The sequence below is a fragment of the Flavobacterium sp. 38 genome, assembly GCF_057799715.1.
The window spans coordinates 12,954-35,466 of the sequence record NZ_JBYNWZ010000013.1; the positions used below are offsets into that span (position 1 = coordinate 12,954).

General features: G+C 34.9%; 17 protein-coding genes. 8 read left to right on the forward strand and 9 right to left on the reverse strand.

What is annotated here, in order from left to right; genetic code table 11:
* Positions 1 to 42 precede the first annotated feature (42 nt).
* Complete coding sequence (locus tag AC3E9W_RS20970) at positions 43 to 1,401, reverse strand: DUF3108 domain-containing protein (RefSeq protein ID WP_488769884.1); 1,359 nt, start codon at positions 1,399 to 1,401, stop codon at positions 43 to 45.
* A 318-nt stretch (positions 1,402 to 1,719) separates the two neighbouring features.
* Between AC3E9W_RS20970 and AC3E9W_RS20975 the strand changes: the two genes are divergently transcribed.
* Positions 1,720 to 2,508, forward strand: coding sequence for a polysaccharide lyase (locus AC3E9W_RS20975; RefSeq protein ID WP_306160994.1), 789 nt, complete (start codon positions 1,720 to 1,722; stop codon positions 2,506 to 2,508).
* 299 nt (positions 2,509 to 2,807) lie between these two features.
* Positions 2,808 to 3,545: a DUF3667 domain-containing protein gene (locus AC3E9W_RS20980; protein WP_488769885.1), complete on the forward strand. Its 738-nt coding sequence runs from the start codon at positions 2,808 to 2,810 to the stop codon at positions 3,543 to 3,545.
* 10 nt (positions 3,546 to 3,555) lie between these two features.
* On the opposite strand, the gene AC3E9W_RS20985 is transcribed toward AC3E9W_RS20980, so the two are convergent.
* Both AC3E9W_RS20985 and AC3E9W_RS20990 read right to left on the reverse strand, forming a co-directional pair.
* Complete coding sequence (locus tag AC3E9W_RS20985) at positions 3,556 to 4,251, reverse strand: LytR/AlgR family response regulator transcription factor (protein WP_488769886.1); 696 nt, start codon at positions 4,249 to 4,251, stop codon at positions 3,556 to 3,558.
* Position 4,252: 1 nt separating this feature from the next.
* On the reverse strand, positions 4,253 to 5,893 hold the full coding sequence (locus tag AC3E9W_RS20990; RefSeq protein ID WP_488769887.1) for a histidine kinase: 1,641 nt from the start codon (positions 5,891 to 5,893) through the stop codon (positions 4,253 to 4,255).
* Between the two features lie 135 nt (positions 5,894 to 6,028).
* Between AC3E9W_RS20990 and AC3E9W_RS20995 the strand changes: the two genes are divergently transcribed.
* On the forward strand, positions 6,029 to 8,407 hold the full coding sequence (locus tag AC3E9W_RS20995) for a TonB-dependent receptor (protein WP_488769888.1): 2,379 nt from the start codon (positions 6,029 to 6,031) through the stop codon (positions 8,405 to 8,407).
* A gap of 67 nt (positions 8,408 to 8,474) precedes the next feature.
* On the opposite strand, the gene AC3E9W_RS21000 is transcribed toward AC3E9W_RS20995, so the two are convergent.
* Entirely contained in the window at positions 8,475 to 8,966 is a 492-nt protein-coding gene (locus AC3E9W_RS21000; protein ID WP_488769889.1) for an energy transducer TonB, read from the reverse strand.
* A gap of 2 nt (positions 8,967 to 8,968) precedes the next feature.
* Positions 8,969 to 9,409, reverse strand: coding sequence for a hypothetical protein (locus AC3E9W_RS21005; protein ID WP_488769890.1), 441 nt, complete (start codon positions 9,407 to 9,409; stop codon positions 8,969 to 8,971).
* Positions 9,410 to 9,584: 175 nt separating this feature from the next.
* Between AC3E9W_RS21005 and AC3E9W_RS21010 the strand changes: the two genes are divergently transcribed.
* Positions 9,585 to 10,613: a hypothetical protein gene (locus AC3E9W_RS21010; protein WP_488769891.1), complete on the forward strand. Its 1,029-nt coding sequence runs from the start codon at positions 9,585 to 9,587 to the stop codon at positions 10,611 to 10,613.
* A gap of 52 nt (positions 10,614 to 10,665) precedes the next feature.
* Here the strand turns inward: AC3E9W_RS21010 and AC3E9W_RS21015 are convergent, their stop codons facing one another.
* Positions 10,666 to 11,688, reverse strand: a complete 1,023-nt coding sequence (locus AC3E9W_RS21015) for an LLM class flavin-dependent oxidoreductase (RefSeq protein WP_488769892.1) — start codon at positions 11,686 to 11,688, stop codon at positions 10,666 to 10,668.
* Between the two features lie 181 nt (positions 11,689 to 11,869).
* Positions 11,870 to 13,477: an arylsulfatase gene (locus AC3E9W_RS21020; protein ID WP_488769893.1), complete on the reverse strand. Its 1,608-nt coding sequence runs from the start codon at positions 13,475 to 13,477 to the stop codon at positions 11,870 to 11,872.
* A gap of 288 nt (positions 13,478 to 13,765) precedes the next feature.
* Between AC3E9W_RS21020 and AC3E9W_RS21025 the strand changes: the two genes are divergently transcribed.
* Positions 13,766 to 14,446, forward strand: coding sequence for a metal-dependent hydrolase (locus AC3E9W_RS21025; RefSeq protein ID WP_488769894.1), 681 nt, complete (start codon positions 13,766 to 13,768; stop codon positions 14,444 to 14,446).
* A 169-nt stretch (positions 14,447 to 14,615) separates the two neighbouring features.
* Here AC3E9W_RS21025 and AC3E9W_RS21030 read toward each other — a convergent pair whose 3' ends face one another.
* On the reverse strand, positions 14,616 to 15,452 hold the full coding sequence (locus tag AC3E9W_RS21030; protein ID WP_488769895.1) for an alpha/beta fold hydrolase: 837 nt from the start codon (positions 15,450 to 15,452) through the stop codon (positions 14,616 to 14,618).
* A gap of 282 nt (positions 15,453 to 15,734) precedes the next feature.
* On the opposite strand from AC3E9W_RS21030, the gene AC3E9W_RS21035 reads away from it, so the two are divergent.
* A complete protein-coding gene (locus AC3E9W_RS21035; protein WP_488769896.1) occupies positions 15,735 to 16,520 on the forward strand; it encodes an alpha/beta hydrolase in 786 nt (261 codons plus the stop codon).
* 280 nt (positions 16,521 to 16,800) lie between these two features.
* Here AC3E9W_RS21035 and AC3E9W_RS21040 read toward each other — a convergent pair whose 3' ends face one another.
* A complete protein-coding gene (locus AC3E9W_RS21040; RefSeq protein ID WP_488769897.1) occupies positions 16,801 to 18,774 on the reverse strand; it encodes a sigma 54-interacting transcriptional regulator in 1,974 nt (657 codons plus the stop codon).
* Positions 18,775 to 18,975: 201 nt separating this feature from the next.
* Here AC3E9W_RS21040 and AC3E9W_RS21045 point away from each other — a divergent pair, with 201 nt between their 5' ends.
* Together AC3E9W_RS21045 and AC3E9W_RS21050 are read left to right on the forward strand one after the other, a co-directional pair.
* Positions 18,976 to 21,423: a sensor histidine kinase gene (locus AC3E9W_RS21045; RefSeq protein WP_488769898.1), complete on the forward strand. Its 2,448-nt coding sequence runs from the start codon at positions 18,976 to 18,978 to the stop codon at positions 21,421 to 21,423.
* 337 nt (positions 21,424 to 21,760) lie between these two features.
* A complete protein-coding gene (locus AC3E9W_RS21050; RefSeq protein WP_488769899.1) occupies positions 21,761 to 22,504 on the forward strand; it encodes a hypothetical protein in 744 nt (247 codons plus the stop codon).
* The last annotated feature ends 9 nt before the right edge of the window (positions 22,505 to 22,513 follow it).

The following is a 22,513-nucleotide window of genomic DNA, read 5'->3' on the forward strand; positions in this document are numbered from 1 at the left end:
ATTACAATAAAGGAAAGAATAAGCCTTTTAGATATCGATATCTTACATTTCTTTTAAGTTGATTTCCTTCTTCTCTCCATCCTTATCAATCGTTACGCGTTTCTCAATACTGGCTTTATCAGTATAGTATTGCCTTGCCGAACCATAATTGGTCGTTGAGCCTGCATACCCGTAATAGTTATAATAATTGGTGTAACCGCTAACATAAGAATAATTATAAGAATTAGAAAAATCAAAGCTGGCCATCACAACATAGGTTCCTGGCATCAGATCTGCAAATTCAAAATGTCCTTGATCATCATACACTTTTGCTTTTTTTACACCATAGCCAAAATCACTATTCAAAGGAACTTCTGGCATTTTGTTCTGTTTGCGAATTTTCTTGTTGACTTCTACCCATTCTTCATAATAAGCAGAACTTGGAAAAAGCGTAATCTCAGTTCCTCTTGGCGCATATTGTTTCTTAGCCGTATTCACCAAACCGCCTAATCTTTTACCCGAGTCTGCTCGCGCGTAGGCTGTTCCTATAATCACACTATTTCCTTTTGAAATTTGCTGAATAGAAAGTTCTTTATCAAATTGATTCTTGATAGGCTGATAATCCAACTCTTCATTAACTGTAACTTCCCACATGTTTTTTCCCATAGACATTTCGCGACGCCAGAGACGATGGTCTTTTTTGTCTATGATGTAATTATAAATACCTCCTGAAGCTTCTTCTAAAACGGTTACGAGCCAAGAATCGTGCTTTCCTGTTTTCGGAGAGTAATAAACAAAACTTTTAACTTCTTTAATCGTATAATATTCTACATACACTTTAGACTCATCGCTATAGTAGAATTGTGGAAAACGACCCTTATAGCCAACATCTAATGGCAATGTTACGATTAGATGGTCGCTCCAGTTGAAGTCAAAATAAGGTTCTTTTACATTTAATGTCAATTTTTTATCCTTTTTGGTTTTCTTCGAATAATAATTTCCTGTAATCGTACCGACAAAATCCAGATTTAATTTTGTTTCCTTTCGGTCACCGTTGTAACTAATCGCTTTCAGTGTTTGAGCATCTGCCACAGAAATGTGGGAAGTAGTTCTACTGTTGTCTTTTGGAGTATAAAGATTGGTTAAACTTAGCTGATTATTGGCTAATGCAATATCATACGTTAATGATCCTTGTTTTACCCAACTGGTATCTTTTACATAATAAACGGTGTATAATGATTTTCCAGTTTTGATATATTTAGTATTTATATCCTTACTGCCTGGCTCAATTGCTTTTTGACTAACTGCAGCAAACGGAAGCAGCATGATTATATAGAAAATCTGTTTAACTACACTTGATGTTGCACCTTCTAAAAATGCTGATCTCTTTAATAAAGAACTTTTAATAGTAATGTTTCTCATTATTGATACTTTTTGGTTGAGACAAATTTACTGATGTCAGATGCGGAAAACAATACCTGATTTCATTGGTATTTGCACTAAAAAAGCTCTTTCATATAATCTAGAAAAAACTTCCATTTTTCTAGAAATGAAACCATTAGCTTAAAAACAAGTCATTTTGTACAAATTATTTATTTCTCGGGATTATTGTATACGTAAAATCGTACTTAATTGCTCCTCTTATAAATTAATAATAATCAACTTTACACCTTTCGGTATCAAATACTTACTACTACTATTTACTAACTATTAATTGTTACTAACCTTAAAATTTAAAAGATGAAAAGAATCTTAAAATTAACTAGTTTGCTATTTACCATAGCATTAGTGTTTAATTCCTGCGAAAAGGAACAAGATTTAGAAGTGCCTCAAACTGCTAAAAAAGAAATACCGCAAGCTGCTAGCAAAGATAGCATTTCTGCCAATGCTGCATTGGAAGGAAGTACCACGGCCAAAGGTTCGGCTGGAGCAAGAACGATCACCCTGCAAACCAATACGTTATCATGTCCTGGTGGTTTGTGCACATCGTATGGAGTTTGGTCTACCGGCGTATATACAGTTTGGTTTCAAATGAAATTTAACAACGGATTCTACTGGAGCCGCGGCGGTAAATGCGGATACGGAATCTTAATTGGTGACCAAAATACCGGAGGCGATGCAGCATGGGATGGAAACGGAGGAAGCGCCAGATTTATGTGGTATTGCCCAAATGGATCTAACTCTGCAAAAGGAAGCGGAGCTTATCTTCAACCGTATGTATATTACAGAGATCAGCCTGGACAATATGGAAATGACTTTGGCAAAAAATACTACATCCAAGAAGGTGTAACTTACAACTGCCAGATTTCTGTAAAATTAAACACAGGATCGAATACCGACGGATATGTGAAATATTATGTAAATGGAACGGAGATATTGAATCAGAAAATTCGCTGGGTGACCAACGATGCTAAGCGAAATGTGAATGCGGTGAGTCTTCACACTTTCCGTGGCGGAAGCCAAGAGTATTGGAAAGCTCCAGTTACAAGCTCTATCTACTACCCAAGTGCCTCTTGGGATGCGCTATAGGATAATATAATTTTTAAACCAATTTGAACCGAAAAATAAACCCTACAACTTCGATGTTTTGTAATAAAAGCATCGAAGTTGTTTTAGTTTTAAACTAAATGGATATTGGTGTTTTATTAGTCAATTCTATTTTTTGCAATTCATTTATTTTTTCGCTTTAAGCGGAAATTTATTAAATGATAAATACAAAAAATTAAGTACATTCGCGAAACTGTTTTATGAAATGCCACTAAATAACCGTATTCACGAGATAAAACAAAAGAATTAACATAAATTGACCCAATAATTAAAACTGACCAATGACAAGTAACTGTTTAAATTGCAATGAAGAAATCGCAGGTAAATTTTGCAGCAATTGCAGCCAATCAGCATCCACACATAGATTTTCTTTATCTCACGTTATTCAACACGATTTCATTCACGGAATATTTCACTTCGACAAAGGTTTTTTCTATACCATAAAAGAGCTGTTTACTAGACCTGGAAACAGCATTAGGGAATATGTTCAAGGAAAAAGAACTAAGCATTTTAATTATTTTGCCACCATCATTCTTTTACTGACCATAGGTTATTTTCTAAAAAAATGGACCAAAATCGATACCTCATCTATATATGATCAAACAGAGCTTTCTGGTCTTTTTAAAATATTAAAAGACTATTCAAAGTTTACTGTGTTTTTACATATTCCGATTATAGCGCTTGGCAGTTTTTTACTCTTCAAAAAAAGCAAACAAAACTACACAGAGAATTTAGTGCTCAATCTGTACCTGCAATGCGGAATATTAACGATCAGCCTTATTTTGCCTGTCATTATGATTTTTACTGATAATCGAGATTTTCTTCTTGTAGTAAATAATTTCTTGACGGTACTTACCTTTGTATATCTTATTATTTTCTACTATCAATATTTTTCTGTCTTCAATTTCAAAAAGTCTAGTTTAATTATTCGAGTGATAAGCATGGCACTTATTTTTTTAATTACTAAACAAGTCATGAATATTGTTTTGAATACTATAGGACAGCATTATTTACATTGATTCAGGAGTATTAAATCAGTTTATTTTTAATTTCTTTATACTTAGAACGTCCAATAGGCAGCAAATCTCCATTTTTGAGTTGCATACTATACTTTCCTCCTGCTTCAACGACAATTTTGTCTGCCTGTTCCCAGCAGAGAATATACGATTTATGTATTCTTTCAAATGTTTCTGGAAGCAGTTTTTCTAAGGCTTCAAGCGATTTATCGTGTAATTCTATTTTGTTATTTACTAAATGTAGTTCGGTATAAATTCCTGCTCCTTTTATGTATAAAATTTCATTCACTGGCACGAGCCTGAAGGTCTTTGCTTTTCTTACGGCTAAAAAACGAACATCTCCTCCCGATTGTTTTCCTTGTGTTGTATAACGCGTAAAGGCTTGCGCCAATCTATTTTGATCGAAAGGTTTTGGTACAAAATCTAGAACGCCATAATTGAAGGCGGTAATCGCTTTATCGGTATAAGCCGAAATGATAATCGTCTGAAACGCACCTGCCACAAAAGTCTGTAAGATTTCGAAACCGTCTTCTCCGTTGAGATTCAAATCCAAAAGCAGCAGATCGATAGAATGCTTTTCTATGGCTAAAAGACCATTTTCTAGCGAATCAGCAAGTACAATCTGTACATCCTTGTCAAAGAAATCGCGAGTCATTCGCTCTATTCTCTTGGCAATACGGGCTTCGTCTTCAATTATGAGTATTTTCATTTTAGCTAAAAATTTTAATAACAGTCTCCCATCCTTTTTCGACAGCATGAGAATCGAAAGACCAATTGGTGCCGTAGCTTTCTGTTAATCTCGCTTCTATATATTTAAAACCAGTTCCGATTCGCTTATTCTTTTTGGTTTTCCTGTTTTGAGCAAACGTCAGTAAAGTATATTGTTTAAATTGTTTTTCTCTAACGAATTTTAAACAGAATACAATACAGCCTTGTTCTGGAGGAAGACTATGCGTTATTCCGTTTTCTATAATAGTATGAAAAATGGCTGGCGGAATCATTTCAGTTTCATCAATTCCTTCTTCCTGCCATTCATAACAAATCTCTTTTCTAAAAGACATTACTTCTAGATGTCGTCGGCATAAATCAATTTCTTGTCGAATTGGGATAAGCGTATCTTCAGCAATATCATTCATAATATCAAATTCTTCGGCTAAAGCGCGAATAAAAACTACACCTTCTTTTGGCGATTCTTCAATCCAGTCGATTAATGAAGTTAGCGTATTGCGAAGAAAATGCGGCTGAATATTTTTCTTAACAAGTTCTAACTGCAATCTTGAAGAAAACAGCAATGAGGCATTATGAGCTTCTTCCATTGCTTTGGCGCGTATGGTATGCAGATAAAGCATGCAAAGCACTAAAATGGTAAAAGCAATAAACAATCCGAAATCATAAAACATAAAATAATTAACCGCTACGCCAGCCAATAAACCTGTGGCAACAATAAGTCCGCCTTTTACTTTTCTAATTACGGCATCGATAGCGATTAAAAGAGAAAACAAACGGGCTGTAATCGTAAAATACGCTGCCGAAATATCATAATGCCCATAAAAGCCAATATAAACCGCCACAAGAGCCAAAAAGAGAAGTAATAAAACCAGTTTCTTTCTTTTAAACTCAAACTGCAGCATAAAATACCACGGCACGAGCATTGAAATGGCAAAAGTCAGCCAGCCGATAATTTTCAAACGAGTATAATATTCAGTGTATGGAATATACAAATAGTATTTTATATATTCAATAATTAACAAGAAGAAGAAAAGCAGACAGATAATTCCAAAAAGCAAAACGGCTAATTCTTTTCTACTGCTATTGATATATAGAAAGAAATAATATATGGCTGCAATCAGGAAAGCGCCTGCCATAAGATTCATAAAAGATATTACAATAAGCGGCGAACGATGAAGCTGAAGATAGCTTTTTAGTTTTACATCATTCCCTCTTTGCGCTTCTCTAAGATCGGTTTGTGTCCCAACTAAGGTAACCGTATGTTTTCCTAGATTGGCTAATCTTTCGGGTATTTGATAGTACGTCATTTCTGTTCCAGGTACCTCAGCACGGCCCGCTTTAGTCATTTGACCATTATTTCCAATTAGAATACCATCCCAATACACATCAAAAGCACCAAAAGAATTAACCTGAAGTCCCAAAGCTTCAGATGGATTTTTTCGCTTCTGTATCTCTATTTTGGTTTGAAATTTAAAACTGGAACGGTCCGGATTGCCCCATTCAATCTGCTCATGATCGGAATCAACAGTATAGGTTACATCTGTTGTAATATACTCTTTATAATGGTTACATGAAGTAAGCATTAGCAGCAATAAAATGATAAAAAAGTAAGATTTATACATGAGATAAAGATAAAATAAATATCGAATGGAGAAATGCATTTGAGAAGTTCTCAGAGCCGTTTGCATGTTTTTGATCGCTGCACTTTGTTTTATGGGCTAATCTTGCATAACAAAATCAATCAAAAATCAATCAGCATGAAAAAACTACTAATCAACACTTTAGCTTTCCTTATTCCGTTTTTCGGAATAGGACAGCAAATTTCTATTTCTGGCAAAGTTCAAGATAGTACCACAAAAGAAGCATTGTCTTATGTAACCGTAACGATACAAGACAGCGCTTCTAAAACCATAACAGCCGGCGTGACCGATAATCAGGGTTTGTTTCATTTGGAAGGAATTCTAACCGATTCTGCAACCGTTTCTTTCAGCTATGCAGGATATCAAAATCATATTCAATCCTTAATCCTATCAGGAAAACCCAAAATAGAACTCGGCACAATTAATTTAAGCACCGATGCAGTCCAATTAAAAGCGGTTGAAATAAATGGTCAAAAACCGAATATCAGCTTAAAATTGGACAAAAAAGTTTTTGAAGTTGGCAAAGATGTGCTTTCTCAAAACGGCTCTGCTCATGATGTTTTAAATGGTGTTCCTTCAGTGCAAGTGAGTCCAGCTGGAGCCATAAGTCTTAGGGGCAACAGCAATGTATTGGTATTAATTAACGGAAGACAGTCTGGACTTACCCAAAACAATGCGCTTGACCAGATTGCAGCCGACCAGATTGATCGAATTGAAGTTATTACCAATCCGTCTTCGAGATATGATGCTGCGGGTTCTGCGGGTATTATTAATATCATCTTGAAAAAGAACAAAAAAAGCGGTTTTAGTGGTCAGGTACGATTAGTTGCGGGTTCTCCAAACGATAGCCGTCTCAATCCGAGCATTAATTACAAATCAAATAAAATCAATATTTTCTCTAATTTTAGCATTCGCTCAAGCGATTATGAAGGCTTGTATACTACCAATCAGGTAACGAATAGTGCGACTGCGCCAAATTACATGAATCGTGTGCAAAATGAAGACCGCCATGATGATGGGAAATTGCTTTATTTGGGTGCTGATTATTTTATTAATGAATATCAGACGATTACCGCTGCTTTTTTAAAGAATGCAACTCGCGACAATGACAAAACCGATTTGCGATACAATTATGATAGCGATACAGAAAGTACAACGCCAGATAGTCTTTTGGTACGAAATGGAAAATCACAAGAAAAGCGCGATTACAGTCAGTTCGAATTTAATTATACCCGAACTTTTAAACAGAAAACAAAAAAATGGACCATTGATGTGCAATACGATTGGTGGAACAGCGACAAAAAATGGGATCTTTCTACAAAGCGTTTGCTTCCTAATGAAATGCTGTATCCGGGCATTAGAACCAGTTCGATAGGAAACAGCCGAGATTTTCTAGCTCAAACCGACTTTATACAGCCTATTGACAGCATTTCTGTTTTAGAATTTGGAATAAAAACGGAAATTAGAACGGTTTCGAGTGACTATTTAGCAGAAGAACAGCAGGATAATGATTGGGTGGTGTATCGAGATATTGATAACGACTTAAACTATGATGAAACCATAACGGGCGCTTATACACAATTCAGCAGTAAAATCAAGAAATTCAGCTATATGCTTGGCTTGAGAACAGAGTTCACCAATATTTCAATTAAAGATGCAGAAAACGAATACAATGATCAAAAAAATTACAATAAACTATTTCCTACGGTTAATCTGAGTTATAAGTTTGACGAATCGACTTTACAATTAAACTACAGTAAACGCATTAGACGTCCTTCTTTATATGCCTTATATCCTTTTAACGAAGTCACCGATTTGAATGCGCAATACATAGGAAATCCCGATTTAAATCCTTCTTATACCGATGCGTTTGAAATGGCATTTCTTAAAACTTGGAAAACATTCACCTTAAATCCTTCTGTTTATTATCAATATGAAAAAAATTACATTCAGGATTATACGTATCGCCAAGATGATATCTTTTTGACAACGCCCATAAACATCGATTATGAAATACGAAGCGGAATTGAATTATCGACCTTGTACAATCCGTTAAAATGGCTTCAGATTAATGCCGAAATGAATTATTTTCATTTTAAACAGAAAGGAAATTATATGCAGGAAAATCTAGATTTCAGCAGTGAAAACTTTACCGCTCGTTTAAGCACGCAGATCAAACTTCCGTCCAAATTTAGTTTTCAGGGAAGATATAATTTCCGTGGCGAAAAACGAAATGCACAAACCACCAACAAAGCTTTACAATCCATTGATTTCGGATTGAGCAAACTTTTACTGAAAGATAGAGCGACAATTGTTTTTGATGTTACGAATGCTTTTAATCTCCGTCAGAACAAAAGTGTTACAACAGGAACCGATTATGTTATTAGAGATAATAGTATTCCAAATGCGGCAAGATATCGTCTGAGTTTTGTGTATCGATTTAATCTAACCGATCCAAAAGGAATTAGACAGGCTAATGATGCGAATAGAAATTGATATTTTTCTTGTGTTTCTCTTTCAATTTTGTCTTCAGAAGTTACTTTTCTGTAATTTATCCTTTTTATTAATTGTCGTTTAGTAGAACATAATATGGGAAACTGTACAAACATCTTACTGGCTGTCCATTTTTTATAGCTGGTTTCCAAGCTGGACATAATTTCAGAACTCTTACTAATTCTTCACCCGACCCGTAACCAAAATCGCGCATAACTTCTATATCAGATAAGGAACCGTCTTTTTCTATTATAAATCTTGGAAAAATACCTCCAGAGGCTTCATTTTTAACAATTCGTTCCGTTCGCACATAATTCTTTTTTATAAAAGCATGAAACTTGTATTCTCCGCCTATGAATTCCGGTTTCGTATCAACATCCATGATTTTATAAATTTTATTATCATTATTAAAGATAATTTTTTCTTCTTTAATAGGCTTCTGAACTACAGTCTTTGGAGTGTCAACACGATTTATTGTTTTCTCAGGACGCTTTTTCTCGTTTTCTTTTTTACAGCCTACTAATCCCAACATAATTACTATAAGAAGTATTTTTTTTATCATTTTTATTCTTTTTCTGTTTTGTCTTCAAAGCTAACTTTTCCGTAATTTATTTTTTTCATCTCATACTTAAAAGGAAGGTGCCAATCGGCTGTCCATTCACCATTTTTAAAAATAAAAGACAAATGTTTTCTATTGCCATTTTCTGGCGTGTAAACATTAAGATTATCATCTTCTTGGGGCTGATAATCAAAATCAAAACAATCTCTGCTATTAAGTTGAATAAGCATTATTTCATTGGTCAAATCTTCGGATAGTGTTTCGTCTGACAGATATCCCATTCCATCCATCGTTTCTTTACTCCATCCTAAGCATTTGTGTAGTGTCCATGTAAACTCATTGCGTGCTTTATTTCGAGATTTTCGAGATTTTTTATGATGTACAATCTTGTTCATCGTAGCTGGAAAACAGGTACACAGTTTAATTTCTTTTCCTGATTTGCACATAGTTTTGAATTTCTAATATTTTAATTACTAAAAACAGTATAAAACTACACTATAATTTCATTTCGATGGTGATTATCAAGTACTAACTATAGTTTAAATTAACGCAATTTTACTTTATAATACAATGGTAAAATAATATATCTTCGTGTTGATAACCAAAAAAACGAAAAATTAATTGAAAGCAATTAAAAATCTCCTAATTGTATTTTTTTTATTCTTAATCATGCTTTCTTCTTGCAAGAATGATGAAAAGATTTCTACTCAGAAAATAGTCAAAGAAAATTTGGGCTCAGAAACTAAAAAAGACTCTCTTAAAAAAGAAAAATCGGCAGTCTTGTTTTCTTTTGAAAATCAAGACAATACCGAAGTAATAAAAATAACTGCCAGTGAAGTAAGTGACGATAATAATTTTTTTCTTGTTGGCGACAAGAACATACTTATAGCTTCAAAGTATAAAAAAAACAAAAATAAACTTCAATTTATTAAAAGTGATACATTGCTTATAAGTGACTATTACTACGTAAATGTAGATCCAAAACACATCTTAAGAAAAAAGATTGGAAGCGAGGATTATTTTCTATTTGAAGTACAAGAATCTCCAATGGGTAATGGAGATCCTGTCTTTCATTTAGATTTTATTATGCTAAACATTAATAATCTAAATTTCTATACATTGAAATATAGCGGAGAAGCTACTGTAAGATCTGGCCAAGCTATTGATGGGGAATTTTTGAAAAATGAAATTTTACAATCTAACATTGCAGTCCAAACAGAATTATATGAATTTGCAAATAAAAGCAAACTGGTTTATAATCCCTCTGAAAAAGAGAAAGATATCAACTATTACAAAAATTTTGAGCAAAAATGGTATTTAGATAATGATAAACACTTATATCCGTCTGTTATAAAAAGCACCTATTATAACGAAGATCTATTTCATTTTAATGGAAATTATACTAATGATGAAATGATTGAAAATACTGATTTTAAGATTGTTTCCTATTTTCGAAATAATATCATTGGCTTTGATAAGAATAAAAAATTGTACTTTCCAATTTGCATAGAATCTTGTGTTTCAGGATGTAACAAGAAAATAGAATTTATATCTGAAAATGAAATAGAAATATCATACTCCGAAATAAAAACACAAGAGTCTGATACTATTGATTTGAATAAAATTAAATTCACCAATACGGTTTTGTAAAATTTAAAGCAAAAGCCCTCTTAAAAAAGAGGGCTTTTTGTATCTAAAAACCTTATCTCCAACCCAACGCAGGAGCAACATGTTCTAAAATAGAAGACAATACATGCACATTGTAATCGACACCCAAAGTATTCGGAATCGTAAGCAGTACTGTATCTGCTTCTTGAATTGCTTCATCTTGAGACAATTCTGCAATTAGTTTATCGGGTTCGGCGGCGTAGCTTTTACCGAAAATGGCTCTTTTATCCTGTTCGATATAGCCAAAACTATCAGCAGCTTTTCCTTGTCCTCCAAAGTAATATCGGTCTTGTTCGTTTACTATGGCAAAAATAGAACGGCTTACCGAAACTCTTGCTTCACGATCATGTCCTGCTTTTTTCCAAGCTTCTTTGTACAATCTAATCTGCTCGGCTTGCTGAACGTGAAAAGGTTTTCCGTTTTCGTCGTATTTTAGCGTAGAACTCTGAAGGTGCATTCCGTTTTCAGCAGCCCAAATAGCGGTTGCATTAGACGCAGCTCCCCACCAGATTCTTTCTCTTAATCCTTCAGAATGCGGTTCAACACGCAATAATCCAGGCGGATTCGGAAACATCGGGTACGGGTTGGGTTCTGCAAATCCTTCTCCGCTCAGTTTATCCAAAAATTCTAAGGCTTTTTTACGGCCCATATCAGCATCGGTTTCTCCTTTTTCTGGTTCATAGCCAAAATAACTCCAGCCGTCAATAACTTGTTCTGGCGATCCTCTGCTTATTCCCAATTGCAAGCGTCCTCCCGAAATCAAATCGGCAGATCCTGCATCTTCTACCATATACAATGGATTTTCATACCGCATATCGATCACACCTGTACCGATCTCAATTTTGCTCGTTTTAGCGCCAATTGCCGAAAGCAGCGGAAAAGGTGATGCCAACTGCTGCGCAAAATGATGCACGCGAAAATAAGCGCCATCGATCCCGATTTCTTCTGCAGCTACTGCTAAATCTATAGATTGCAATAAAGTATCTGCCGCTGTACGAGTCTGATATGCTGGATTACTATTCCAATGCCCAAATGATAAAAATCCTATTTTTTTCATAAATGGCTCATTTTTTTATTCTCTCAAAGATACGCATCAAAATTGAATAAATGCTATATTTCATCACAATATTTGTATATACAACAATTAAGAAAATTGATACCAAAAGGCAGAAAAATAGTTGACTTTTGATGTAAAAAAAAGAAGCCGAACAGTTATCGTTCGGCTTCCTTTTTATTACTTAGTCTACACTTAATTTAGGGAGAGTTGTTTTCTTTTCATTCATCATTTTTTTCACCTGTTCAATAGTTCTATAACGATCTATGGTCATCTCTCCAGTAAATGATCCACTTTGAAGCGGTCTTGGAGGTATTTTTGCATAGGTCTTCATAATTTCGTCCATTGCTTGATCGAAAATTACCATTGTCCAAGTTTTTTCTGTCCAGCTGTTCATAAACAGATCATAGCGTTCCTGCGGATCCTGCCAAAGATTGTATACAGCAGGAACAGTGGCTATATAAGTTTCATCGCCTCTCCATCCCAACTGTTGTCCAGGCATGTCACTTCCTGCAATAGCACCATTATCTCCTCTAGTATTAAATACCGCTTTAAATTTACCAATACGCACTGCACCAGGAGATAATTCATTCTCAGTAAAGTAAAACCAGCTGTCACGTAGAGGTTTATCTTTTTTAAATAATACATTAGACATATCGTAGCTGTCAAAGACCATATCTACACCTGCTCTGTCTTTTTTAGGAAGCTCTACTCCAGCCAGACTAGCAAATGTCGCCATAAGATCCAATCCGCCTACAATATCGTGGCTTTGGCTTCCCGCTTCAATTTGTCCTGGCCACCAAGCAATAGCTGGCACACGGCTACCTCCTTCTCTATCTGTTCCTTTACTTCCTCTAAAAGGAGTATATCCAGAATCTGGATGTACGTCTTGCCAAGCACCATTATCTACGGTATAAATAACTATAGTATTGTCGGCAATTCCCAAAGAGCGAATTTTATCCATAATACGGCCAACGTTATAATCCATCTCTGCTACAGCATCAGAATATTTGCTTTTTCCTGGTGATTTGCCTGCAAATTGTTTAGACGGAAGGTTAGGCTGGTGATTTTTAGCAAAATTGATGCACATAAAAAACGGATCTTTGCTTTTTGCATATTCATCAAGCTGTTTTAAATTGTTCTCTACCATCATCATATCCAGCTCAGCAATATTCTCTTCTGTAACTTTAGATACCTCACGCGCTTTTCCGCCTGCTTCACCTTCAAGTACTCCTGTTGTCACTTTTTTGAAAAAAGCCAACATTTCTGGAGACATCTCTGGGTTCCAAGACTCAAAAGCATAAGTGTACGCATTTAAGTGGTAAAGCACTACGTTTTGCATTTTATCAAAACCATGGTTAATTGGCATTGCGTAATCGGCTTCTCCTAAATGCCATTTTCCTGAAAAGTACGTTTTATAATTGGCTTTTTTAAGCACCGAAGCCAATGTCCATTCTTCTTTTGGCAAACCGCCTCCCTGTCCCTGAAAAGCAACTGTTGTCATACCGCTACGGTTCGGAATACGACCCGTTAGCATTGCTGCCCTTCCAGGCGTACAGCTGGGCTGTCCGTAAAACGACCAAAACTGCATTCCTTCTTTTGCCATTTTATCTAGGTTTGGTGTAGGCATACCACGGCCAACTCCTCCTCCATAAACTCCTAAATCTCCCCAACCAGTATCGTCTGAGATCACCATTATAATATTAGGCTTCTTTTTGGTTTGGGCTTCAATATCGGCAAATGTCAATACTGCCAAGCCTGTTAAAAGTACTGCTAGAACATTTTTTTTCATGATTTGTAATTTTAGGATTATTACTATTTCAACTAAAATTACCTCTTTGCTCTGAAAATTATCAGTCTGTGCATTTATTTGATGTTTCACATTACAATATGAAACTAAGTTTTTAGAAATGAAACAGTTACATAATCAATTAATCAACAAAAGAGTAACTTTATACAACCTTATCATTGCTGAGAGCATGAGCTGTTTTTTTTATTTTTTTGAAAAAACTACTTTTCCTCAATGGCACATTTCTTGGAAAAAATATTTTAATTATTAACTAATTTAAAACTATTTATCATGAAAATTACGTACTACGGACATTCTTGTTTTTCTGTTTTTGCGGGCGAAAAACATATTCTTTTTGACCCTTTTATTACGCCAAACGAATTAGCCAAAGAGGTTGATGTTGATGCTATAAAAGCAGATTATATTTTTATTTCTCATGCACATTATGACCATATTTTGGATGTAGAACGAATTGCGAAAAATACTGGAGCCAAAGTGCTTGGGAATTTTGAAATATATAATTGGCTATTGAAAAACGGAATCGAAAATGCGCATCCAATCAATCCCGGTGGAAAATTTACTTTTGATTTCGGAACCGTAAAATGTGTCGTAGCCCAACATCCGAGCAGTTTTATCGATGGTTCTTATGGCGGTATTGCCTGCGGATTTGTACTGTCAACCGCTGATGGAAATTTCTATTACAGCGGCGATACGGCATTGACGTTAGACATGCAGCTTATTCCCAAATTTACAAAATTAGACTTTGCTGTGTTTCCTATTGGTGATGGACTTACCATGGGAATCGAAGAAGCTATTGAAGCCTCTAAATTGGTCGGTGTAAATAAAGTTTTAGGCGTTCATTACGATACTTTTGGCTTTATCGTAATGGATCATCAAAAAGCTTTAGATTCGTTTCAAAATGCTTCAATCGAATTGTTTCTGCCTAAAATAAACACGACGATCGAAATCTAAATTTGGTTATTTTTCTTGGTTATATTTCGCTAAAAGCTATTTTTTAGCGAAATATCATTTTATAAAATACAAGCTCAAAATAATCTTTCGATAATTTTCAAAAAAAAAGGAATAGCTGCTGACACTATTCCTTTTAGCATATAAATGAGTTCTGCTGATTGAACTGCAATTATACGTAATTCACAAAATTAATGATGTATTGTGCTGTAAGTTCTGGATATTGATGCTGAGGTCCGTGTCCTGTTGCCGAATACACAATCATCTGCGCATTTGTCATCTGATTGATAATCGGATACCAATTGTCTACGGCAAAACTGATATCATGATCTCCAGAAATAATCAAAATTGGCGTTTTGGTTTTTTTAAGCTGCTCTCTAAAATTTAAAGGATCAGCTCTAAAAGTATCTACTCCTCCAAAATACAACTGGAAAACATCCATCGTAGAAGGAATTTTTTCTACCTCGATTTTCTTATGAATTCTATCGTGTGAAGCTTTTGCAGCTGCTTTGCTGGCTTCTGATTTTGGTTCGAAAAACAGAACAATTTCGTCTTCAAAATCGTTTAGTGGTTTTAGCGCCGCATCAAAAAATACCTGCTCAATCGGAATCTCGTTTTGCCCTGGCGGATTTGTTCCTACTAAAACAGCATGTGTCACCAGATTTGGATACAATAAAGTAGCCGTCTGCGCTACCAATCCGCCGTACGACCATCCTAAAACAATAACCGAATCTAATTTTAAGAAATCGGCAAGATCTTTTACATCTTTTGCCACAATCGTAATATCTGGAGCAAGACTGCCTGTAGAAGAGCCAATTCCAGAATAATCAAATACAATAACGTTGAACTCTTTTGCCATCTCTGCAATAAAAAGCGGATCCCAAGTATCGAGCGTTCCTCTAAATCGGTTCACAAAAATTACTGCTTTTCCTTTACCATAAGAACGATACGCAATTTTGCGATCGCCTAAATCGGCAAAGTGTGTCTCTGCGTCATAAATTTTTTCCATAATTATAAGTTAAAGATTGAAATCAATTCGTTTTTTATCAAACAGACAAAGATTAAACCAAAACATAGAAAGCTTATAATAAAGCATTTACCATTTCTTGCTATTTCAAAAATTATGATATTTCAAGAATCAAATCCCGTTTTTAACGATATATAATAATTCTAGAATTAACGTACAGAACAATGCTTTTATAATCAATCCTTTACAAAAAAGGCATCTCTTTTGCTTTTTGTAAATGAAATAGTACTGATTTCCAAAAACTAACCTAATAGCTTCGATATTATGTATTTATCTAATAAAAAAACGATTATGTTTATCACTGGAGCGTTCATCAGCCATGCTTGCTGGAAAGAATGGATTGTTTTTTTTGAGGATAATGGTTATAAAACTGTAGCACCTCCTTGGCCACACAAAAATGAATCTGCGGTTGTTTTGAGACAAGCGCATTCTGAATCAAAAATTGCCTCAACCCGTTTATCTGATTTATTGGACTACTATACCGAAATCATTGATAAACTTCCCGAAAAACCCATTTTAATAGGCCATTCTTATGGAGGTCTTTTAGCGCAATTACTTATTCAGAAAGAACTTGGTTCGATCGGAATCTGCATCAACTCTATTCCGCCTGGCAATCTCATGCATTATAATTTTTCGTTTTATAAAAACCTATGGAATCTTTCAGACCAGTTCACTTCAAAAAATAAAACCTATTTAATACCTTTCAAAAAATGGCAGCTTCTTTTTAGTAACCAAATGTCATTTGATGAACAAAAAGAATCTTATGAAACATTATTAATTCCGGAATCTAAATCGATTCTAAAGGATATTTATTCCAAACATGGTAAAATCGATTTCAAGAAAAAACACAATCCGCTTTTGTTTTTATCAAGTTCAGAAGATCCTTTTGTACCAGCTTCTTTGAATTATTTAAATTTCAAAAAATACAAAAACCTGCATTCTATAACTTGTTATAAAGAATTTCAAGATTTAAATCATTTGAGCATTCATCAGGAGAACTGGCAAACTATGGCTGAGTTCATTGCCAATTGGCTTCAAAAAATCTCTTGACCTGTTGCGCGTATTGGACGCGGATTAAACGGATTCGCTATCGCGAAGACGCAGATAAAAACGGATTTCTAATTTTATATCCTATTTTTCAATTAGCTGCTTCTATAGCTTAACTTTATTGTTTGGCTAAAGCCTTACAACTTGTTTTATTTTTGACCTCCAGTTAAAACTGGAGGCAATTCATTTAATAATCATAAAAAAATCCGCGTCAATCCGCGTCTTCGCGATAGCGAATCCGTTAAATCCGCGTTCTAATTTATACAGCATGTATACTGGAGATTTAAATAATTCCTTTCTTTATGTCGAGTTTTTTAATCTTCGAATTTAAAGTTGATGGATGAATGTCTAAAATTTCAGCGGCGCCTCCTGCTCCAGAAATTTTTCCGTTGCATTTTTTAAGGATATACAGAATATAATCGCGTTCGTTTTCTAATATAGTTTTGATTGAAAAGGATTCCGAAGGCTGTTCAGGATGCATTTTGGAAGACATAGAAAGTTCAATTTCTTTAATTGTGTTTCCGTCTGTCAGTAAAATAGCACGCTGCATAACATGTTCGAGTTCTCTGATATTTCCCGGCCAATTGTAATTCATAATCTGCTGCAAAGCAAAATCAGAAAGAATTGGCGCTTTTCTACCCATTTTATCGCTGTAAACCGCTATAAAATGATTCGCCAAATCGGGAATATCTTCTTTTCTCTTTTTTAATGGCGGAACCATAATCGGGAAAACATGAAGTCGATAGTACAAATCCATTCTGAATCTTCCCGCAGCTACTTCTTCTTCCAGATTTTTATTGGTAGCCGCAATAATCCTTACATCTATTTTCATTGGCGAAGTGCCACCAACACGTTCAATTTCTCTTTCCTGCAGCACGCGAAGCAGTTTTACTTGCAGTTCCAGAGACATTTCTCCTATTTCATCCAAAAAAATGGTTCCTCCGTCTGCCAGCTCAAATTTACCAATGCGTCTGTCGAGGGCGCCTGTAAAAGATCCTTTTTCGTGACCAAAAAGCAATGATTCTGCAAGATTTTCTGGAATAGCGCCACAATTAATAATAACCAGAGGTTTGTCTTTTCTTGGCGATAAAGCGTGGATACTTTGCGCGATTTTCTCTTTTCCAGTACCGCTTTCGCCTAAAACCAAAACCGAAGTATCGGAAGGAGAAACTTTTCGGATATAATTAAAAACTGTATTCATCTGCGAACTGTTGCCAATAATTCCTTCAAAACCTTGTTCGCTGTTTGTTGGTTTTGCATTCTTAATTTCCGCTTTTTTAAGAGGCAGATTTACATCTTCTTTCGAATAAATTTTAGCAATAAACTGGCAGAAAAGAAGTTCAAGCGAACTCAAAATTCGTAAATGCTCTTGAGAATAAACATTGAGGTTACGGCTGTAAAAAGTAAAATGATAGCTCTGGATCGTGGCAATCGAAATAGGAAAAACCAAATACGATTTTATGCCAAAATTATGTGCAATCAAAGCCTTTATTGGAGCTTCTTGAAAGTTATTGATTAAGGCCTCTTCACTATAAATAATAGGCTTTTTATCTATTTTGGACTTTCTGTAGGTTTCGTTTATTTCTTTTTCGGATATTTCGGCTATCTGCGATAATTTCTGAAGATTAATAACTTGATACTGATCTAAATTTCTGCGGACGATTCCCAGATTATCATAATGTGTCGTAGTCACAAAACCTGTTTCCAGATAATCAAAAGGGATAAAGGTTTGTGCCGCTTTCGCGAAAGCTAATAAAGCTTCTTCTTTCTTTAAATTTGAATTTATAATGTCCGTAATTGCTGCCTGAAGCTGAAATTGCTGTATCAATTGGCTTTCTAAACTATACTGCTGGCGATAAAAAGCGATTTCTAGCGTTGTTAAAACATCCTGATCTCGAAATGGTTTTACAATAAAACCGTAAGGCTGTGTAGTTTTTGCCTGATCTAATATACTTTTACTAGAATTGGCAGAAATAAATATAAAACCAATATATTTTTCTTTAAGGATTTGTGCCAATTCAATACCATTTCGGCTTCCTTTCAGCATAATATCCAAGAAAACCAAATCTGGTCGTGTAATCTCAATTTGCTCCAAAGCCTGCTCCACCGACCGTGCTATTCCTGTAACTTCATAATTTGCTTTTTCGAGAATTAACTGTAAATCGTGAGCTTCAATAAACTGATCTTCTACAATTAATATCCGTTTTCTAAATTCTGAAGAAACAGTTTCATATCCGTTATCGGGAGACTTTTTCATAAGTGAGTAAATTTGTCTTATATTGCACTTAATTTATTGATACAAAAATAGTTAATTATAACAATTAAAATTAACGGTTTCCAAATTTAGATAAATTAAAATCACAATTAACCTTAATTTTCATATTATTTTTCAAATAATCACAAATGTTTCTATTTATATTTGTTAATCAAAAACTTACTAAAATTTAATCTCTAAACCATGAAGCTACTTTACTCGTTTTGTCTGCTCCTCTTAATTGCAGTTAATTCTGAAGCACAAAACCATCCTGCAACAGCAAATTATGATTTAAAAAAGAAGCGTCTTTTAATACACAACAGTTCGTCTTATCTGTATAATTCTAACCAAGGCGCAATAGACGCTGATAGTGCGGTGGTATTAACATGCAAGGCCTATAAACTTCCTCTTGCTTTAGCTTATGACGAAGGATTTAATGATGGTTCGTATTTAATTGGAAAAGATCTCATCGAAAAAGAAAATATCGACGCTGCGAAAAAGCTTTATTTAAAATCTAAAGGCACTGATAAAGTAAAACTCGCTCTGCAATTGGGAATCTATTATTTGTTCAAGCCTTATGTAAAACCAGAAGATATTACCAATGCCAATCTGTATATTTCAGATGCAGTAAAAATCAGTAATGAGTTAAAAATACAAAAGTGGCAGCACGAAAGTTTAATGCTTCTCGGAAAGTTTTATTTCCAAATCAACAATTATCCTGAAAGTAAAAAATGCTTTTTGCAGGTTGTAAACGAACGCCGAAAGCAAAATGATAAAGCAGCTTTGGCGTATGCTTTACTTAACCAGGCAACGTATCAGTACGACTTAGATCCTGGAAAAGAGAAAATCTTAAAAGAAGCCGAAGCCTTATTTACAACTTTAGGTCTTGAAGAAAAACTCATTGAAACCAAAGGAAAAATATGTACGATTTATTTCTGGCACGGGAAAATAAACGATGCCAAGAAAATATTATATCAAAATATTGCTTTGATGCGTAAAATTGGTTTCAGACAGCAGCAATTTAGCGAAACCACGATTTCTTATATCGAAGGCGTTCAGTTTAATATAAAAGATGCTTTTTATTATGCGATGAAAAGTGTCAAAACCATGGAAGCGACTAAAGACTATACTTTTGCCGATATCTTTTATATGCGTTTAGGAATTGCCTATTTGCAAATGGGCCATACAGATGAAGCGATAAAAATGTCTCAGAAAAGTATTGAACACGGGCAAAATAATTTTAACAGCGGCAGCTGGTACAAAAGTTTTATTACAGCTACAGCCTCTTTGTCTCTGAAAGGAAAAAATAAAGAAGCTATAGAATACATGAATTCTATAACAAGCAAATTTGATCCTCCAAACAGACTTGATGACATGCTTATGAATTATGCTTACGCTAATTGTTATTGGCGCATAAAAAACTATGGCACAGCCGAAAAGCATTTTATAAAAGCTGTAGAAGCTGCAGATGGTATAGATTCGCCGCTGACGTTTAGAGACGTCTGCAATACCTATTCGTCAGCTGCTTTGTTTTATGCCAATCGAAACAATCTCCAAAAAACAAAATTGTATTTGGACAAAATTGACGCCGCTTCTAAAAAATACAACAAGAGATACGACTCAGAAGCAGTGCAAATGTCACTTTATAAAATAGATTCGCTCAATGGTGATTTTAAGTCGGCGCTCGCACATCATAAATTGTACAAAAAGTTTAGTGACTCAATTTTAGATTATTCGAAAAACAAACAAATTGAAGAACTTAGAATTCAGTACGAAACTGAAAACAAAGAACAGAAAATCAAACAATTAGACAAAGAAACCGATTTACAGGAAACGGCTTTAAAGAAATCAAAATTATTAAATACCGTTTCGATTTGGAGTTTGGTTTTATTGGTTTTAACCATTGCTTTATTGTATAACAGATATCGCCTGAAACAGCGAACTAATGCGGAATTAGAACTGAAAGAAAAAGAAATCAATCAGAAAAACATCAATCTTAGGCATTTGCTTGATGAAAAAGAATGGCTTTTAAAAGAAATTCACCATCGTGTCAAAAACAATCTTCAAACTGTGATCAGTCTTCTGAATTCACAATCGGCTTATTTGGAAAACGATATGGCATTGTCGGCTATTAAAAACAGCCAGCACCGTATTCATTCGATGTCGCTTATTCATCAGAAATTATACAATTCAGAAAATATTGCTTCGATCAATATGCAGAATTACATCAAAGAATTGGTTGAATATTTAAGAGAATCTTTTTCGCTTGGACAACGCGTTCGCTTTGAACTTAAAATTGATCCGTTAGAATTAGATGTTGCGCAGGCGGTTCCGTTGGGATTAATCTTAAACGAATCGATTACCAATTCTATAAAATACGCTTTTCCAGAAAACAGAACGGGAATGATTTACGTGACACTCGAAGCGACTACCGAAGACAAATACCTACTAACAATTGCAGATAACGGAGTTGGTTTTGATGCGAATATCAGCAGTAAAAAAATCAATTCGTTTGGCTTGAGTCTGATAAGAGGACTTAGCGACGATTTGGAAGCTTCTTTTTCTATGGAAAATAATAATGGAACGATTCTTAAAATTGAATTTTCTAAAGAATTTCCAATTAATGAAAAAAGAAGAGAGTTTAGAGACTAAGCCCTAATTTCTTTTAGACGCGGATGAGACGGATTCGTTATCACGATCCCGATAGCTATCGGGAGCGGATTTGCACGGATTTTTATGTAATTTATTCTAACCTAATCTTATAGGTAAATAAAAAAATCCGTTCATATCCGCGTTTTACGAAGTAATCCGTTTCATCCGCGTCCTTATTTTATTAGCTAGCGAAATCTCACTAATCGAAATTCGTTTAGCGAAATATAGCGCTTTTAAACCCTTCAAAAAGCGCTAAATCCTTATTATTTAGCGCTTTTTCGGTATGGCATGTAAATTGGTTTTTTAGGGAAGTTAACCCATAAAAAACCAATTTATTATGAAAAAATCAATAGCATTAATAGTTATTCTATTGCTACATTATAGCAGTGCACAAGCTTGCGATAAATGCAACTCTTACAACAACAGTGATTTTAAAATAAAATCGGCCACAATAACTCATAAGGCAGATTTAGGTCTTACCGTTTGGGACATTAAAGTGGAAGGAACCGCAGGAAAGACAATGCCTAAACCTGTTGGTCAGTTAAATGGTGCTCCAGTTTTGGCCTATGTTTTTCCAACTACTTTAAAATCTTCTGATATTGGTTTCGGCCAAGTGGAAGGAATCGTAGCGCTTGCTCTTACTTCTCATCCAGATTTTGAAGATACTCCACTTTGGGATGAAAGTTTGGACGGAAATTATCTTAATGATGGTTTGGTATGGCACGCACACTGGGTTTTGCTTGTAGAAGACAAACGTGTTGCCGGCGGACTTTCAGTAAAAGAATTCACAAAAGGAGATCCAAAAGTAGTGCTGCCTCCAACAAATCCTGGAATGGCAATGTATATGGACAGCCCAGGTTTTAATATCGTAACAAAAGGAAATTCGATTAAAGTGATTGTACCCGATTTTAGAATCAACAACAAAACCGATTTTAAGTTTGATGCCGTAAGTTGTTATATGGAAGTCAGCACGGGCGCTGGCGGTTCTCATGATGCCGAAGGTTCTAAACCAATGCTTGGGGTATACAAAGTTTATACAGTTGCGAGCGGAAATCTTTCATTGCCTTATTCTGTAAAATAAAAGTAAATC

Excerpts from the sequence above, each read along its gene's own strand:
- AC3E9W_RS20970 (WP_488769884.1), bottom strand. The coding sequence starts at position 1,401 with ATGAGAAACATTACTATTAAAAGTTCTTTATTAAAGAGATCAGCATTT.
- AC3E9W_RS20975 (WP_306160994.1), top strand. The coding sequence starts at position 1,720 with ATGAAAAGAATCTTAAAATTAACTAGTTTGCTATTTACCATAGCATTA.
- AC3E9W_RS20980 (WP_488769885.1), top strand. The coding sequence starts at position 2,808 with ATGACAAGTAACTGTTTAAATTGCAATGAAGAAATCGCAGGTAAATTT.
- AC3E9W_RS20985 (WP_488769886.1), bottom strand. The coding sequence starts at position 4,251 with ATGAAAATACTCATAATTGAAGACGAAGCCCGTATTGCCAAGAGAATA.
- AC3E9W_RS20990 (WP_488769887.1), bottom strand. The coding sequence starts at position 5,893 with ATGTATAAATCTTACTTTTTTATCATTTTATTGCTGCTAATGCTTACT.
- AC3E9W_RS20995 (WP_488769888.1), top strand. The coding sequence starts at position 6,029 with ATGAAAAAACTACTAATCAACACTTTAGCTTTCCTTATTCCGTTTTTC.
- AC3E9W_RS21000 (WP_488769889.1), bottom strand. The coding sequence starts at position 8,966 with ATGATAAAAAAAATACTTCTTATAGTAATTATGTTGGGATTAGTAGGC.
- AC3E9W_RS21005 (WP_488769890.1), bottom strand. The coding sequence starts at position 9,409 with ATGTGCAAATCAGGAAAAGAAATTAAACTGTGTACCTGTTTTCCAGCT.
- AC3E9W_RS21015 (WP_488769892.1), bottom strand. The coding sequence starts at position 11,688 with ATGAAAAAAATAGGATTTTTATCATTTGGGCATTGGAATAGTAATCCA.
- AC3E9W_RS21020 (WP_488769893.1), bottom strand. The coding sequence starts at position 13,477 with ATGAAAAAAAATGTTCTAGCAGTACTTTTAACAGGCTTGGCAGTATTG.
- AC3E9W_RS21025 (WP_488769894.1), top strand. The coding sequence starts at position 13,766 with ATGAAAATTACGTACTACGGACATTCTTGTTTTTCTGTTTTTGCGGGC.
- AC3E9W_RS21030 (WP_488769895.1), bottom strand. The coding sequence starts at position 15,452 with ATGGAAAAAATTTATGACGCAGAGACACACTTTGCCGATTTAGGCGAT.
- AC3E9W_RS21035 (WP_488769896.1), top strand. The coding sequence starts at position 15,735 with ATGTATTTATCTAATAAAAAAACGATTATGTTTATCACTGGAGCGTTC.
- AC3E9W_RS21040 (WP_488769897.1), bottom strand. The coding sequence starts at position 18,774 with ATGAAAAAGTCTCCCGATAACGGATATGAAACTGTTTCTTCAGAATTT.
- AC3E9W_RS21045 (WP_488769898.1), top strand. The coding sequence starts at position 18,976 with ATGAAGCTACTTTACTCGTTTTGTCTGCTCCTCTTAATTGCAGTTAAT.
- AC3E9W_RS21050 (WP_488769899.1), top strand. The coding sequence starts at position 21,761 with ATGAAAAAATCAATAGCATTAATAGTTATTCTATTGCTACATTATAGC.